We start from the raw sequence: 14,988 nt of genomic DNA on the forward strand, positions 1-14,988 counted from the left end.
AACAACCCTGGCAGGGTCTTCGACCCTGCCAGGGTTAGAAAAAACATACTAAAATGAGTAAAGAAGTAAAATCAGTAGAATACGGATTAGAAAAAATATTTGAAGGAGCGCAGGATTTCCTTCCGCTGTTAGGAACAGATTATGTTGAATTGTATGTAGGCAATGCAAAACAGGCCGCACATTATTATAAAACAGCTTTCGGTTTCCAGTCATTGGCCTATGCCGGTTTGGAAACAGGAGTTCGCGACAGGGCTTCCTATGTTTTAAAACAGGATAAAATCCGTTTGGTGTTGACTACACCTTTAAACGGAGATTCAGTATTGAATGACCACCTCAGAAAACATGGAGATGGTGTGAAAGTGGCTGCGCTTTGGGTAGAAGATGCAAGAAGTGCATTTGAAGAAACTACAAAAAGAGGCGCAAAACCTTTTATGGAACCAACTGTTGAAAAAGATGAATTCGGAGAAGTGGTTCGTGCCGGAATCTATACCTATGGCGAAACAGTCCATATGTTTGTAGAAAGAAAAAACTATACAGGTGTATTCCTGCCGGGATATAAAGAATGGAAATCAGATTACAACCCGGAGCCAACAGGTTTCAAATACATTGACCACATGGTTGGAAACGTAGGTTGGGGCGAAATGAATACGTGGGTGAAATGGTATGAAGATGTAATGGGGTTTGTAAACTTCCTTTCGTTCGATGACAAGCAAATCAACACAGAGTATTCTGCTTTGATGAGTAAAGTAATGTCAAACGGAAACGGAAGAATCAAATTCCCTATCAACGAGCCTGCTGAAGGAAAGAAAAAATCACAGATTGAAGAGTATTTGGAATTCTATGGAGGTCCTGGTATACAGCACATCGCTATAGCAACAGACGATATCATCAAAACGGTTTCTCAATTGAAAGCTCGTGGAGTAGAGTTCTTATCGGCTCCGCCAAAAGCCTATTATGAAGCAGTTCCGGAAAGATTGGGCGAGCACATGAAAATGATGAAGGAAGACCTGAATGAAATTGAAAAGCTGGCAATCATGGTTGATGCAGATGAGGAAGGGTATCTTCTTCAGATTTTCACAAAACCGGTTCAGGACCGTCCAACGCTGTTTTTTGAAATCATTCAGAGAATGGGAGCCCGCGGATTCGGAGCAGGAAATTTCAAGGCTTTATTCGAATCTATCGAAAGAGAGCAAGAAAAAAGAGGAACTTTATAGAATGGTATAATTTTCTGAGAATAATGCAAAATCAAACCTTTCAAAAAACTATTTTTTGCTAATATTGTGTTAAAGTTGATTTTTTAATTGTAATAATGTAATTATTGCATACCTTTGCACCCGCAAAAAGAGAGGGAGTGGTTTCCTTCGATTTTTATGTAAATTTTTCATAATTTATAGTTTTTTGGTTGGTTAATAGCATAAAAACTCAGTCATAATCTTTGACTGGGTTTTTTTGTTTTAATACTTTTGGAATAGAAATTGTATTAACAGTTGGAAGACATATAAAATTGAATTATGAAAAAGATTATAATATTATTATTGTTTGCAACTGCGAACCTTCAGGCCCAGGACAATAAAGCTTTTGATGTTGGTGAATGGTTCAAATTCAGAATACATTACGGCCTTATCAATGCGGGTTACGCCACGCTTGAAGTCAAAGAAGCTACCAAAAACGGGAAAAAAGTTTTTCATGCCGTAGGAAACGGTTATACGACCGGCATGACAAAATTTTTCTTTAAGGTAAATGACGATTACCAGAGTTATTTCGATAAAAAAACCGGACAGCCTTACCAATTTGTCAGAAAGATTAATGAAGGCGGCTATACCAAAAATCAGGAAGGTTTTTTTAACCAGTCAGCAAATAACGTACTGGTTAAAGACTACAAGAAAAATTCAGAAAAAACCATTTCTGTTCCTGAGAACGTTCAGGACATAGTTTCCTCATTCTATTTTTTAAGAAACCACCCAACAATCGACAAATTAAAAGTAGGCGAGTCAATTGTTATTGATATGTTTTTTGACGACGAAACCACAAAGTTTAAGTTAAAATTTATGGGTCGAGAAGTTTTAAAAACTAAATTTGGAAAAGTAAATACGATGATCTTCAGACCTTATGTTCAGGCAGGTCGCGTTTTTAAAGAAGAAGAAAGTTTAACAGTCTGGATTTCAGACGATGAGAATAAAATTCCGTTACGAATCAAGGCCAGTCTGGCCGTAGGTTCTCTTAAAGCCGATTTGGACGGATACAAAGGATTGATACATCCTTTCAAAATTATAGCAGATAAATAAAAATGGATATTACTCCCAATATTAAAGATCAGTTAGATCAACTGGAAGAAAAATTTCAGGCAATAAATCAAAAAACCGAAACCCACCTCGAAGGGTTGCTTTGGTCCAAACCAATAACCTATTGGGACTATATTCAAACGGATGCCTTATTAAATTTACAGATTCAAAGAACAACATTACCGGATGAAATGGTTTTTATCATGTACCATCAGGTAAACGAGTTGTTGTTCAAGATGATTTTATGGGAAATGGAGCAGCTTTGCCATACCCCAAAACCGGAAACATCATATTTTACAGAAAAGCTGATGCGAATCAGCCGTTATTTCGATATGCTGACCACTTCATTCGACATTATGGGCGATGGAATGGAAATCGAACAATATATGAAATTCAGAAATACGCTGACTCCGGCCAGCGGTTTCCAAAGTGCACAATACAGATTGATTGAGTTTTGTTCTACAGATTTGATTAACCTGATTGATTATCGTTTCAGAAAAACAATTGACAGAAATACGCCTTATGAGCATGCCTTAGAACATCTTTATTGGCAAGCCGCAGGAAAAGATTATCATACCGGCGAAAAATCATACCTGCTTAAAGAATTTGAAAGAAAATACAAACCTCAATTCTTACGCTATATGGAAGAATACAATACGATAAACGTATGGCGTAAATTCAAAGAATTGCCGGAACAGGACCAGAAAAATGAAGAATTAATCAAAGCCATGCGCCATTATGACCATACGGTCAACATTACATGGGTCATGCAGCATTTGAATACCGCAAAAAAATATATTGACGGAAGCGGCAAAGGTGACGGAGAAGCCACCGGCGGAAGCGATTGGAAAAAATACATGCATCCAAAATACCAAAGAAGGATATTTTTTCCAGAATTATGGTCTCCGGAAGAGCTGGCCTCTTGGGGAGAAGAAAAAAACGTCTAATTAGATTAAAGAATACGATTTGAAATACGCTGTTTTAACCTTACTATTGCTATTTACCCTGGTTTCCTGTAACAAGGAAGAAAAGTCCGAAAAAGAAAATAATATTAAAGAAGTTCCTGTAAAAGAGCCAATCGTTGTTGAATTTGGTTTTACACTAAATGATTTTTTGGTTGTGAATGATACAGTCAAAAGTGGCGATACGTTTGGAACATTGATGGACAAACATAATCTGGGCAAATACAAAGTACACGAAATAACAGAAAAAGCCAGAGATTCTTTTAACTTCAGAGATATCCGTGCCGGTAGACCTTATACCATCCTAAAAACAAAAACAGCACCCAATACGGTTCAGGTTTTTATTTACCAACCGGATAATATTCATTACAACGTTATTGATTTAAGAGATTCTATTGTGGCCTATAGAAATAAAAAACCAATAACGATTAAAAGAAGAACAATAGCTACGGAAATCGAAAGTTCATTGTCTGAAACTCTAAGCAAGGCAGGTGTTGACGCTTCACTCGCTCAAAATCTTGCCGATATTTATGCTTATTCTGTCGACTTCTTCAAAATTCAGAAAGGCGATAAGTTTGCTGTTACTTTTAATGAGAAATACATCAGCGACACAATTTATGCAGGTGTAGAAAGCCTGGAAGCTTCCTTTTTTGAATACAAAGGAAAAAAAATCTATGCCTTTCCGTTCAAGCAGGATACTACGGCAAAAAAAGTAAATTACTATGACGAGGAAGGAAAAGTGCTCAAGACGATGTTCCTGAAAGCACCTTTAAAATTCGGATTCAGGATTTCCTCAAAATTTTCAACAAGAAGATTCCATCCCGTACAACAGCGATTCAAAGCCCATAACGGTACTGATTATGCTGCGCCGGCGGGAACGCCAATTATAACGACGGCAACCGGTGTGGTTGAAAAAACCGGATATACCGCCGGAAACGGAAACTTTGTAAAAGTCAAACACAATTCGACCTATTCGACGCAATACCTCCATATGTCTAAAATATTGGTTCGAAAAGGACAACGGGTTTCTCAGGGGGATGTTATTGGAAAAGTAGGAAGTACAGGTCTGGCAACCGGACCGCACGTTTGTTACCGTTTCTGGAAAAACGGCGTACAGGTTGATGCCCTTAAACAGAAACTCCCGAATTCAATCCCGATGGATGCGAAATACAAGCCTAGATTCATGGCTGAAATGGCACCTCTCAAAAAAGAATTAGACAGTATCGCTGCAATTAAATTCAAAAAGTAATTCATTATTGCCTAAATTTGAGCCTTCAAAAGACTACAAATCTAATTTTTTATTACCATGGCTTTAGGCAGAACCAATCCGTCAGGAACAGTTGCTTGGCAAAAACTGCGTGAACATTTCGCTGAAATGCAATATGCTTCAATGCAGGAAATGTTTGCAAACGATAGCTCCAGAGCAGAAAAATTTAATCTTCAATGGAATAACTTTCTTGTAGATTATTCTAAAAATATTATCACAGAAGAAACAATAAGCTTGCTTTTGTCTTTGGCTGAGGAAGTAAATCTGAAAGATGCCATTGCCAAATATTTTAATGGCGACAGTATCAACGAAACCGAAAACCGGGCGGTACTTCATACTGCTTTACGAGCTCCTGAATCTGCTGTAATCACTGCAGACGGACAAAATGTGATGCCGGAGGTATATCGCGTAAAAAACAAGATTAAGGCCTTTTGTGATGAGGTTATTAACGGACAAAGGAAAGGTTTCACCGGAAAAGCTTTTACAGATGTAGTGAACATTGGAATTGGGGGTTCAGATTTAGGACCGGCAATGGTTGTAGAAGCACTTCAGTTTTATAAAAACCACCTGAATGTTCATTTTATCTCTAACGTTGATGGTGACCACGTACAGGAAAAAATCAAAAACCTAAATCCCGAAACGACACTTTTTGTAGTGGTTTCAAAAACATTTACCACCCAGGAAACGCTTTCAAACTCTGAAACGGTACGCAAATGGTTTTTAAAATCAGCAAAACAGGAAGACGTTGCCAAGCATTTTGTGGCTGTTTCTACAAATATCCAGAAGGTAACAGAATTCGGAATCAATCCGGATAATGTTTTTCCTATGTGGGATTGGGTTGGAGGAAGATTCTCTTTGTGGAGTGCTGTAGGCCTGTCCATCAGTTTGGCTGTAGGATTCGACAATTTCAATAAACTGCTGAAAGGTGCGAATAAAATGGATGAACATTTCAAATCGGCAGAATTCGACCAGAACATACCGGTTATTCTGGCACTTTTAAGCATATGGTACAACAACTTCTTTGGCGCAGAAAGCGAAGCGCTGATTCCATATACACAATACCTCCAGAAACTGGCGCCCTACCTTCAACAGGGAATCATGGAAAGTAATGGAAAAAGTGTTGGCAGAGACGGCAATCCGGTAAACTACCAGACAGGAACAATCATTTGGGGGGAACCGGGAACCAATTCACAACATGCGTTTTTCCAGTTAATCCACCAGGGAACCAAATTGATTCCTACTGATTTTATTGGTTTTGTGAAGCCGCTATATGGCGATGAAGACCATCACAATAAACTAATGTCGAATTTCTTTGCCCAGACAGAAGCTTTGCTGAATGGAAAGACGGAAGACCAGGTAAGGGCAGAATTTACAAAAACAAACTTCTCCTCAGGAGCAGCAGAGTTCCTGACACCATTTAAGATTTTTCAGGGAAACAAGCCAACCAATACATTGCTAATCCAACAGCTAACGCCAGAAGCTTTAGGTTCACTGATTTCATTATACGAACATAAAATTTTTGTTCAGGGTGTAATCTGGAATATTTTCAGTTATGACCAATGGGGTGTTGAGCTTGGCAAACAATTAGCCAATTCAATTCTCGATGAAATCAATTCAGGCGTTGTAAAACAACATGACAGTTCAACGGCTCTTTTGCTGCGTTATTTTTTAGATAAGAAACAGAGTTAATCAATTAGTTTAAAATAAATTTTCAGCAAAAACATCAAAGATTAAAAAGGGAAAACGCTTGTAAATAAAAGTTTTATAGCTGTTAGCAAACAAATTTGTGTACAGTCGTTTTCATGTCCAATTCAAATGACGGCAGAAATTGAAATTTATTTTGAATCATATAAAAAATATTTGTCCCGAAAATAACAGAAAACGAACGGGTGGTAAGCAATTATTGGTTTGTCTTTAAATTGTGCCCATACAGAACGCTGATGGATTGTTGGTCGTACTGTCAATAAGATGTTCAATTATTTCTTTTTTGCTCCATTTTTCAGGATTTACTTTTCGTTGAAAGTTTTGTCCCCAATAATTGTCAGCAAGTTTTGAATTATGTTACACAAGGATTCAAGCCTTTGTTATCATGTTTAGTCTGTCAATAGATTCCGCTTGTCAATTATGTTGTTCGTTTACAGTTGGTCTGTAAAATGGCACACATCGACCCAGCGGCCTGGCAATAGTGGTGGATTAGAAAACCAAAACTTTAAATTTGAACTAACTTGAACTACAACTCGCCATTGTGCCAAACCCTTGTTAGCTGTAGTTTTTTTATTTGACACTCAAACTCATAGTGAGATTGTCGAAATATTCATTTTCGTGTTTGAAAAAATTTTTTATTATTCCATTTTCAGAGAATCCTAACTTTTTATAAAGAGCTAATCCGGCAATATTTTCTGTATAAACCTGTAACCAAATTACCTCTAAAATTTCGTTTTGTTTTGCCCATTCAATTACATTAGAAAGCAATGCGGTTCCTAATCTGGTATCTCTCCAGTCTTTTAACATTCCCATTCCTATAACAGCAGTGTGTTCCATTAGTTTTCTTTGATTACCTGTTAAATCAATATTGCCTATTATTTCATTGTTATATTCTGCAATTAGTAGTAATGAGTTTTTATTTACTAAAAAAGAATTGATCCAATCCTTTTCTTGGTTAATTGTTAATTTGATTTCGTGTGTAAGTTTTGGAATATATTCACTTTGGGGAATATATGTTTTTATACAGTGCAAAAGTTTTTCAGCATCATCCAACTCTGCTTGTCTGATCTGAACAACCTTCCCGTTTTTTAATTCAATTTTTATTGGTCGGAATTTTGACATAATGTTTGAAAAATTACCGCTAACGGTTTGGATTCTGCATAAGTAGTTGTTTTTTAAGTGATTATTTTAATTTAGCACTAAATTTAATTTGAAAAGTTGAATATTCAATTTAACACTGAATCCGCCATTTTGCTGTTAGGCGATGGCTTTCTTATTCTTCGGTTTGATTTATTATCCAGTTTGTCCAACCAATAATTGTGGATGCTCTTCGGAAATATGTTGAGTCGGAATCAACATTGTATAATTTTGATTGTTTCATTGTTTCAACTATAATTCCTTTTTCTGGCATTTCTCCGTTGTTAAGATAAAGTTTCAATGTTTCTTTAAATGCTTTGTGAGAAACGATTAGCCTTACAAATTCTTTTTGCCTGTCAATAAGGTTTAAATTAAAAACTTGTTTTCCTTTTTTTGTCAAAAAACAGCCTGTTTGTCCTGTAAATGGATCTCGTCCCGTATCAATTAATCCTAAATACTTCCCTGCATTAGAATAATAATCTGTTTGTCGTCTGTCAAAGTCATAGTTTTGAGTAATATCCTCTTTTGAGATAAATTCTTTCTGATTCAAAAGTTCACAAAGGTTGATCACTCTTTCAAAACTATTTGCTTGGGGAAAAGGAATTTCAGGTTCTTTAATAGTTTTTGTGGTGTCAATAATTTGGGCTAACGCTTCAAGGTTAAAATTACCTTCCTGAACTACGTATTTCCTGTGTTTAACAAGAACTAAAGAGTTGTAATGCTCGACGTTAGAAAATGCATATTCTCTTAAATGAAAAACGCCATTTGAGTAAGTCAAAAATATTGGACGAACTTGTTTTTGAATTTTACCACTCCAAAGTTTAAATGGATAATAAAGTTGCCTAACAAGAAAATCATCCGAAATATAATTTTTAGCTTCAATTAAATTTAATGAAGTGTCGCCTTCATAACCTCCATCAATTTCTACTTGAGAATTACCTACATTAACATTAAATAATCCCCTGGATGAGTTGATGCCAAAATTAAATGTTGATGAACTCATTCGTCCGCTAACAGTTGGTAACAAATTTTTTTCATTTGTGAAATCGTGAAGAATGTTAGAAACAAAAGCACAGTTGATAGCTGTTGCTTCGCTTGTTATGTCACGATAATCAAGACTTTCTAAAAATGTAGGAAATTCAATTGGCGAAACTTCTATGTCGTCAGTATTGAAGTCACAAAATGTTTCAAATTCACCAATAACATAACCGCCTCTTGAAGTTGGCAAAATTGAAAGTTTGTTGTCTGCAAAAAGTTTTGGGAGTTGAGATTTGTGATCAAACTTCGTCATCAGTCTTGCTTCACGAAATTCATTAATTTTTGTTGCAGTAATCTCAATATGACCGTCTTTCAAAATCTTTTCAAGGATTTTGTGCTTTTCAAATATCTTTTCCCAGGCAAGGTCATTCTTGGATTTACTCATAGTTTCTGATTAATACTTCATCAACTTCTCCACGGTCAGCACCGTTTGAGTTAATTGCTCTGTTTGCTTTTACAATAGTTATTTTATAGTCTTTATATAAATCTATAATAAACTCTGCTGATGAATTTGAAAGTAAGAATTTTACACCTTTTTTATTTAATTCATCACAAGCAGTTTTTAGGTCAATTTGGTCATACATATTCCAACCGCCTTGAACATAACCTGTAAAGTTTGAACTTTCAGAAATTGGATGATATGGTGGATCTAAATACACGAAACATTTTTTATCTGCTTGTTTTAAAACATCAGAATAATCACCGCATTTAATGTCAATATTATTACTATTCAAAAATTTATTTACAGCTTTTAATGTTGGTTCATTTACAATATTTGGATTTTTATACCTGCCAAAAGGCGAGTTAAATTCGCCTGCGTTGTTTACTCTGTAAAGCCCATTAAAGCAAGTTTTATTTAGGTAAATTATTCTTGAAGCTCTTTCAACAGCATTAAGTTTTTTAAACTCTGCATTTCTGTCTAAACCTCTTATTGCATAAAAATATTCGGCTTCGTTTTTATGTTTTTTTAGATTGGTAATTAGCTCTTCAAGATTGTTTTTAATGACTTGATATACATTGATTAATTCCTCATTAAGGTCATTAATAATTGCATTTTTAGGCTGCAAATTAAATAATACTGCTCCGCCACCAATAAACGGCTCAATATATTTGTAATCTTTAATATTTTCGGGCAAATGCTCAACAATTGAAGGCATAAGTTGCCTTTTGCCTCCAACCCATTTTAGAAATGGTGCTACTAATTTGTTGTTTTTTGCCATTTTTGATTTTGCTATTGCTAAAAATTTTAGTTCGCTAAGTTAGTAAATTTTGATCAAGGCGTCCAAAATTTGTGCTCAGTTCGTTTTGTGCAGAATGTTGGTAAATGCTTTCGCCTAAAGATTTACGGCTTGGAACTGTGCGTTGGGTGGGACATTAAAAGCACAAAACTCCAAGTTTGTACTTCTGCCCGCCTAATAATAAACAGCTAAAGGGCTGCTTAATCTTATGTAAGAGTTGTAAAAAGCCAGATTGTAATCAGATTCTAAAAGAAAGTAATATTATAATAACGCAAATGGCTTGATAAAATATCAAGCCATTTGTCTATAAATTATTACCTTGCTTAAAAGGTTTTTATTCTTCCCTATTGTTTTCCGGAGTTTCTTTGTTTCCTTTCAAGAATTTCACCACTAGCGGAATGGTAGTAGCCGCTACGATGATAAGGATAATGATTTCAATATGGCTCTTTAAATCAATGTCAAATTTGCTTAAAAACAAACCATAAAGATAATGTCCAGCCATAATTAAGCTGAAAGCCCATAAGAACGAACTTAGTATATTGTAGAATATGAAACGTTTTTTGTCCATTTGCACGATTCCGGCAATAATCGGGGCAAAGGTTCTCAGGATAGGCATGAAACGTGCAATGATAATCGCTTTCCCACCGTATTTTTCAAAAAATACGCGCGACTGCTCCAGATACTTTTTCTTGAACCAGAAACTGTCCTCTTTTTTATAAAGATACCATCCGCTTTTTGCACCAAACCAATAACCCACCGTGTTTCCGATAATTCCGGAAATAGCAACCAATGTAGCCAGTAAAGCAACGTTGCCAAAGTCACTTTCAATGATAACAAGATTTTCTACAAGTTCACGGCTGTAGATTCCGGCAAGAAAAAGAAGGCTGTCACCCGGAAGGAAAAACCCGGCAAACAATCCTGTTTCTGCAAAAACAATAAAAAGCACAACATACAGTCCAACGCTAACGCCCCCAAGTTCCATTGCAATGTAGAATTCAGGGTTAATGAGCTGTTTCCAATCAAAATTATCCATTTTAGAATTTAGTTAAGTAAATAATTATTAAGAAGCATTTAGTGTAATAGAATTCATTTTTTTCTTATCGCCTACAATCCAGATAATATCGTTTCTTTCAAGTACGACGTGGGATTCCGGATTCATCATTCGGCGACCTTCCCGTTCAATTCCCACGACCAGGCCATCTGTTTTTTCTCTAAGCTGTGATTCGCGTATGGTTTTGCCAATAAAATCTTCGTTTTTCAATTCGAAATTTTTCAGGACAGTTTCAGAATTGTTTTCAGGAACTGCCACAAAACTCTGCTGCAGATAGGTCTTGAATTTCTCTATCTGTCGGTCTGTTCCTATGACATAGAGAATATCATTTGGATAAATCTGTTCATTTCGGTTAGGAACATTAATTGTAATATTTCCGCGTTTGATTGCCGCAATATTGATTCCTATCTTTTCACGGAGTTCCAGCTGGTGTAGCGGTTTCCCAACAATATTGGATTCGGCACTGATTTCAAAAGTAGTCATGTGCGCATCCCAGGGAGAAAGCTCCCGCTTGCTTTTTGAAGCTTCCGTATTTTCCCGGTCGTTAAGATTCTGCATAAATCGGTTTTCGATTCGGTCATATAATGTTTGCAGCTTTTTAGGGAAAACCATATAAGCCACGGCAAAAATAACCAAAGCAGTAAAGGCAATGAAATTAGAAAAGAAACTGTTGAGCAATAATCCAATAAAAAACAGGGTAAACAGTATTCGGATAATATTGACAATTTTTATTGGTCCTAAAAATTTCCTTTCCCGTTTTAATTCCTCATAAGCGGTAGGCGCAACTTTTCTGAACGATAAAGCCCATAAGAAAGGTGAAATGCACAAAAGCGTCAATACTGCTATCGCGACATTGGCCCATTGCGAACCGTTTACAAGAGGAAGTACTACTCTTGAAGAAAGCAGAATAATGGCAATTATAATTACAGAATAGATGATAATCTGAATGATGCTGGATCTTAAAAATAAAACCCAGTTGCTTGTGGCTTTTATAGTCTGTGAACTGGAACTGTAGCTGTCGATTGCCTTAATCCATTTTTTAGGGAGTTTTCTTTCCAGCATATTGGAAACCGGAATAGAAAGCTTAATCATAAAAGGAGTCGTAAATGTTGATATGGCAGAAACGGCAACTACAATAGGATAAAGGAAATTGCTGGTTACGCCCAATGTCATCCCTAAAGTAGCAATGATAAACGAAAACTCACCAATTTGAGCTAAACTCATCCCGGTTTGTACAGATTGTTTTAAGGGCTGTCCGGAAATAAGGGTTCCGATAGTGGAACTTAAAGTTTTTCCAAAAACGGTCAGCAAGGTGATAATAATTACCGGAACGGCATATTCTGCCAATGTACTAGGATTGATAAGCATTCCTACGGATACGAAGAAAACGGCTCCAAAAAGGTCTTTTACAGGTTTAACGAGGTGTTCAATGCGTTCCGCTTTGGTGGTTTCAGCAATAATAGAACCCATGATAAAAGCACCCAAAGCAGGCGAAAAACCGGCCATAGTAGCCAGGATTACCATCATAAGGCATAAAGCTAAGGAAACAATCAACAGGGTTTCATCGCTTAAAAGATTCTTAGCCTTTTTTAGTAAGGTAGGAATGAAAAAGATACCGCCTACAAACCATAATATAAGGAAAAACAAAAGTTTTAATACTGATTCAAAAAGTTCCATTCCTGAAAATTGCTGACTCACGGCAATGGTTGAAAGCAGAACCATCATCAGGATGGCTACAATATCTTCAACAATCAACGCACCAAAAACAATTCCGGCAAACTTTTGTCCTTTAACACCCAATTCATCAAAAGCCCGAAGTATGATAGTAGTTGACGAAATGGAGAGGATAACACCCAAAAAGATACTGTCCATAGAAGACCAGCCCATGAGCTGACCGCACCAATATCCCAAAAATACCATAGAGAAAATTTGTACCAGGGCAGTAATGGAGGCTGTTCCGCCCACTTTCATCAATTTCTTAAAGCTAAATTCGAGGCCCAGGCTGAAAAGCAATATAATAACCCCGATTTCTGCCCAGACTTCAACGTTTTGTACGTCTTTTACAGAAGGGAATAACGTAAAATAAGGGCCCGCAAGAAATCCCGCAATTAAATATCCAAGAACTAAAGGTTGTCTGATTTTCTTAAAAAGTAAAATGGCAACACCGGCAGTCATAAGAATTAGTCCCAAATCACTTATAAGTGGATAAAGGTGATGTGAGGCTGCTGCCGTATTTTCTAATTCGTTCATATCTGTAATAATTTAATTGGACAATGTTTAGGAAGATTCAGGGAGAGAATCTTAAAAAAGAAAATCAATTATTTATTACCAAAAAGCCTGAAAGGGATAGAAGATGGATAGTAGTTTTCCTTTATGGCAGAAAGAACCAAACAGGGAATGTTTTTCAAAAGGGTTTGCCAAAGCAAAATAAGTATGGAAAACAAATTTTGAAGAAGAAACGGCTCCAAAAAGTAAAGTCAAACCATGGCATTTTGAAAGCCTGGCCATACTATAACGATAGGGGTTAGAAAATTTCTTCTTTTTATGGAGTTTATCCAATGTGTCACGCACAACCGAAAATTCTTTTTTTGAAAGACCGTATTGGCATGTTTTTAATTGCGGTGTGCAATTGGTTTCGGGAAAAGTCAATGACAAGTTTTTCTTATTGCCGGCATCGCAACGCATACCAAGCAGAAAGAATAAGCACAAAAAAGTAATATGTACGGCTTTTTTCATCATTTCCGCAAATTTATGATATTGGATTTTAAAACAGTGACCAATTCAATTAAAGAAATGTTAATTATTAAGATTTTATTTCGTAATTTGGATTCATTATTTATTGGTCTGCCGTGTTCCCATAATTTTGGAGCATTTCATTTTTTGATATATTTGTAAAAAACAATTTTTGACCATGGATACTTACAAAATTATTCTTGAAGCCCACTCCGGTATTGCCTATGTAGCCCTTTTTACAATTGGCGTTGCAACAATTAATTCCCTGATAGGGCTATCTGCTAAAAACGAATTCAAACCAAAAGACAGAAGGATTGCCCTTTTTGGTCTGATAGCTGCTCATCTCCAATTTGTTTTTGGACTGATACTGTATTTTGTTTCGCCAAAAGGAATTGCCCTGTTTGGACAGGCAGGCATGAAAGAAATTATGGGAAATAGTGAGCTTCGTATGATGGCCGTAGAACATCCCTTCGTAAATATTCTGGCAATTGTGCTGATAACTATTGGGTGGAGCACACACAAAAGAGTCGATGATTCCAATAAAAAATTCAAGAAAATAGCCATATTCTATGCTTTGGGATTCCTGTTGCTGTTGTCAAGAATTCCTTGGAATGTGTGGTTCTCATAAAAAATAAAGCTCAATTTTTTGAGCTTTTTTCATTTTAGGTATAGTAATTGTAAGATGAATTGGCCAAACATAAAAAAATTTATCATGAAGTATAAGACTACCATTCTGTTGCTGGCCTTTATTGCTTTGGTCTTTTCGAGCGGTTTTTCCATACAGGATAGAAATTTTCAAAAAACACCCCCGGAAAAAACCCAGGCATTTCAGGATTCGGTAAAGAAAGTTGCAATAGAAGATAGCTTAAAATTAGCAGAATCAAAAAAATATAAGCTCCATAAGAAAAATGCCCATGCATCTTATTATGCGGACAAATTTACAGGACGGCGCACAGCAAGCGGAAAAATTTTTGACAATAAGAAATATACCGCAGCCCATAGAAAATTTCCCTTTGGAACCAAGCTCCGTATAACAAATGAAGCCAACGGGAAATCGGTTATTGTAGAAGTAACAGACAGAGGTCCGTTTACTAAGGGAAAAGAAATTGACCTTACCAAAAAAGCCTTTATGGAAATTGCTTCTTCCCGATATGGCGGGCATTTAAAAGTAACTATTGAAATTGTACAGTAATCATGAAAGCCAGGATGTTTTTATTTATCGGAGTACTTGGAAGCCTGCTGGCAAGCTGTTCGTCTGCCAAATCGGTATCCGGAAAAGTATATAAGAAGAATGTCCATGCTTCCTATTATGCCGACAAATTCAACGGGAGAAAAACAGCAAGTGGGGAAAAATTCCACAATAGCAATTATACAGCCGCCCATAAAAAACTACCATTCGGAACAAAAGTCAAAGTAACCAATATCGCCAACGAAAAATCGGTTTTGGTTGAAATAAACGATAGGGGGCCATTTGTGCCGGGCAGGGAAATCGACCTCACTAAAAAAGCCTTTATGGAAATTGCAGATAATAAAAATCATGGTTCATTAAGAGTGAACATTGAAATTATAAACTAAC

At 36.3% G+C, this 14,988-nt stretch carries 14 protein-coding genes; 8 read left to right on the forward strand and 6 right to left on the reverse strand.

All coding sequences use genetic code 11. From position 1 onward, the window contains the following. The first annotated feature begins 53 nt into the window (after positions 1-53). The 5 genes from hppD (at position 54) to pgi (ending at position 6,200) form a co-directional block, all read left to right on the forward strand. Positions 54-1,214, forward strand: a complete 1,161-nt coding sequence (hppD, locus tag ASG38_RS04365; RefSeq protein ID WP_056067524.1) for a 4-hydroxyphenylpyruvate dioxygenase — start codon at positions 54-56, stop codon at positions 1,212-1,214. 297 nt (positions 1,215-1,511) lie between these two features. Next, the gene (locus ASG38_RS04370; RefSeq protein ID WP_056067527.1) at positions 1,512-2,285 is read left to right on the forward strand and encodes a DUF3108 domain-containing protein; all 774 of its coding nucleotides are present in this window, start codon (positions 1,512-1,514) and stop codon (positions 2,283-2,285) included. Between the two features lie 2 nt (positions 2,286-2,287). Beyond that, on the forward strand, positions 2,288-3,229 hold the full coding sequence (locus tag ASG38_RS04375; protein WP_056067529.1) for a tryptophan 2,3-dioxygenase family protein: 942 nt from the start codon (positions 2,288-2,290) through the stop codon (positions 3,227-3,229). Positions 3,230-3,248: 19 nt separating this feature from the next. Continuing rightward, the gene (locus ASG38_RS04380) at positions 3,249-4,493 is read left to right on the forward strand and encodes a peptidoglycan DD-metalloendopeptidase family protein (protein ID WP_056067531.1); all 1,245 of its coding nucleotides are present in this window, start codon (positions 3,249-3,251) and stop codon (positions 4,491-4,493) included. 57 nt (positions 4,494-4,550) lie between these two features. Next, on the forward strand, positions 4,551-6,200 hold the full coding sequence (gene pgi / locus ASG38_RS04385; RefSeq protein ID WP_056067532.1) for a glucose-6-phosphate isomerase: 1,650 nt from the start codon (positions 4,551-4,553) through the stop codon (positions 6,198-6,200). A gap of 585 nt (positions 6,201-6,785) precedes the next feature. Here the strand turns inward: pgi and ASG38_RS04390 are convergent. The 6 genes from ASG38_RS04390 to ASG38_RS04415 all read right to left on the reverse strand — a co-directional run bounded on the left by ASG38_RS04390 (position 6,786) and on the right by ASG38_RS04415 (position 13,418). After that, on the reverse strand, positions 6,786-7,337 hold the full coding sequence (locus tag ASG38_RS04390; RefSeq protein ID WP_056067534.1) for a GNAT family N-acetyltransferase: 552 nt from the start codon (positions 7,335-7,337) through the stop codon (positions 6,786-6,788). A gap of 151 nt (positions 7,338-7,488) precedes the next feature. Beyond that, positions 7,489-8,775, reverse strand: a complete 1,287-nt coding sequence (locus ASG38_RS04395; RefSeq protein WP_056067536.1) for a hypothetical protein — start codon at positions 8,773-8,775, stop codon at positions 7,489-7,491. Beyond that, positions 8,768-9,610 (reverse strand): DNA adenine methylase, encoded by an 843-nt coding sequence (locus ASG38_RS04400; RefSeq protein ID WP_056067538.1) that lies wholly within the window; start codon positions 9,608-9,610, stop codon positions 8,768-8,770. Before ASG38_RS04400 ends, ASG38_RS04395 begins: the two co-directional genes overlap by 8 nt. Before the next feature lie 352 nt (positions 9,611-9,962). Then, positions 9,963-10,661, reverse strand: a complete 699-nt coding sequence (locus ASG38_RS04405; RefSeq protein WP_056067540.1) for a DedA family protein — start codon at positions 10,659-10,661, stop codon at positions 9,963-9,965. Between the two features lie 27 nt (positions 10,662-10,688). Continuing rightward, entirely contained in the window at positions 10,689-12,929 is a 2,241-nt protein-coding gene (locus tag ASG38_RS04410) for a cation:proton antiporter (protein ID WP_056067542.1), read from the reverse strand. A gap of 75 nt (positions 12,930-13,004) precedes the next feature. Next, positions 13,005-13,418, reverse strand: coding sequence for a hypothetical protein (locus ASG38_RS04415; RefSeq protein ID WP_056067544.1), 414 nt, complete (start codon positions 13,416-13,418; stop codon positions 13,005-13,007). 172 nt (positions 13,419-13,590) lie between these two features. Here ASG38_RS04415 and ASG38_RS04420 point away from each other — a divergent pair, with 172 nt between their 5' ends. The 3 genes from ASG38_RS04420 (at position 13,591) to ASG38_RS04430 (ending at position 14,987) form a co-directional block, all read left to right on the forward strand. Next, the gene (locus ASG38_RS04420) at positions 13,591-14,040 is read left to right on the forward strand and encodes a hypothetical protein (RefSeq protein WP_056067546.1); all 450 of its coding nucleotides are present in this window, start codon (positions 13,591-13,593) and stop codon (positions 14,038-14,040) included. A gap of 84 nt (positions 14,041-14,124) precedes the next feature. Continuing rightward, on the forward strand, positions 14,125-14,604 hold the full coding sequence (locus ASG38_RS04425; protein WP_056068434.1) for a septal ring lytic transglycosylase RlpA family protein: 480 nt from the start codon (positions 14,125-14,127) through the stop codon (positions 14,602-14,604). A gap of 2 nt (positions 14,605-14,606) precedes the next feature. Continuing rightward, positions 14,607-14,987, forward strand: a complete 381-nt coding sequence (locus ASG38_RS04430) for a septal ring lytic transglycosylase RlpA family protein (protein WP_056067547.1) — start codon at positions 14,607-14,609, stop codon at positions 14,985-14,987. Position 14,988 lies beyond the last annotated feature (1 nt).

It is taken from the genome of Flavobacterium sp. Leaf359 (assembly GCF_001423985.1).
GTDB classification, from domain to species: Bacteria; Bacteroidota; Bacteroidia; order Flavobacteriales; family Flavobacteriaceae; genus Flavobacterium; species Flavobacterium lindanitolerans.

Bases quoted from the DNA above. Each gene is read 5' to 3' on its own strand.
- hppD (WP_056067524.1), top strand. From the start codon at position 54: ATGAGTAAAGAAGTAAAATCAGTAGAATACGGATTAGAAAAAATATTT.
- ASG38_RS04370 (WP_056067527.1), top strand. From the start codon at position 1,512: ATGAAAAAGATTATAATATTATTATTGTTTGCAACTGCGAACCTTCAG.
- ASG38_RS04375 (WP_056067529.1), top strand. From the start codon at position 2,288: ATGGATATTACTCCCAATATTAAAGATCAGTTAGATCAACTGGAAGAA.
- pgi (WP_056067532.1), top strand. From the start codon at position 4,551: ATGGCTTTAGGCAGAACCAATCCGTCAGGAACAGTTGCTTGGCAAAAA.
- ASG38_RS04390 (WP_056067534.1), bottom strand. From the start codon at position 7,337: ATGTCAAAATTCCGACCAATAAAAATTGAATTAAAAAACGGGAAGGTT.
- ASG38_RS04395 (WP_056067536.1), bottom strand. From the start codon at position 8,775: ATGAGTAAATCCAAGAATGACCTTGCCTGGGAAAAGATATTTGAAAAG.
- ASG38_RS04400 (WP_056067538.1), bottom strand. From the start codon at position 9,610: ATGGCAAAAAACAACAAATTAGTAGCACCATTTCTAAAATGGGTTGGA.
- ASG38_RS04405 (WP_056067540.1), bottom strand. From the start codon at position 10,661: ATGGATAATTTTGATTGGAAACAGCTCATTAACCCTGAATTCTACATT.
- ASG38_RS04410 (WP_056067542.1), bottom strand. From the start codon at position 12,929: ATGAACGAATTAGAAAATACGGCAGCAGCCTCACATCACCTTTATCCA.
- ASG38_RS04415 (WP_056067544.1), bottom strand. From the start codon at position 13,418: ATGATGAAAAAAGCCGTACATATTACTTTTTTGTGCTTATTCTTTCTG.
- ASG38_RS04420 (WP_056067546.1), top strand. From the start codon at position 13,591: ATGGATACTTACAAAATTATTCTTGAAGCCCACTCCGGTATTGCCTAT.
- ASG38_RS04425 (WP_056068434.1), top strand. From the start codon at position 14,125: ATGAAGTATAAGACTACCATTCTGTTGCTGGCCTTTATTGCTTTGGTC.
- ASG38_RS04430 (WP_056067547.1), top strand. From the start codon at position 14,607: ATGAAAGCCAGGATGTTTTTATTTATCGGAGTACTTGGAAGCCTGCTG.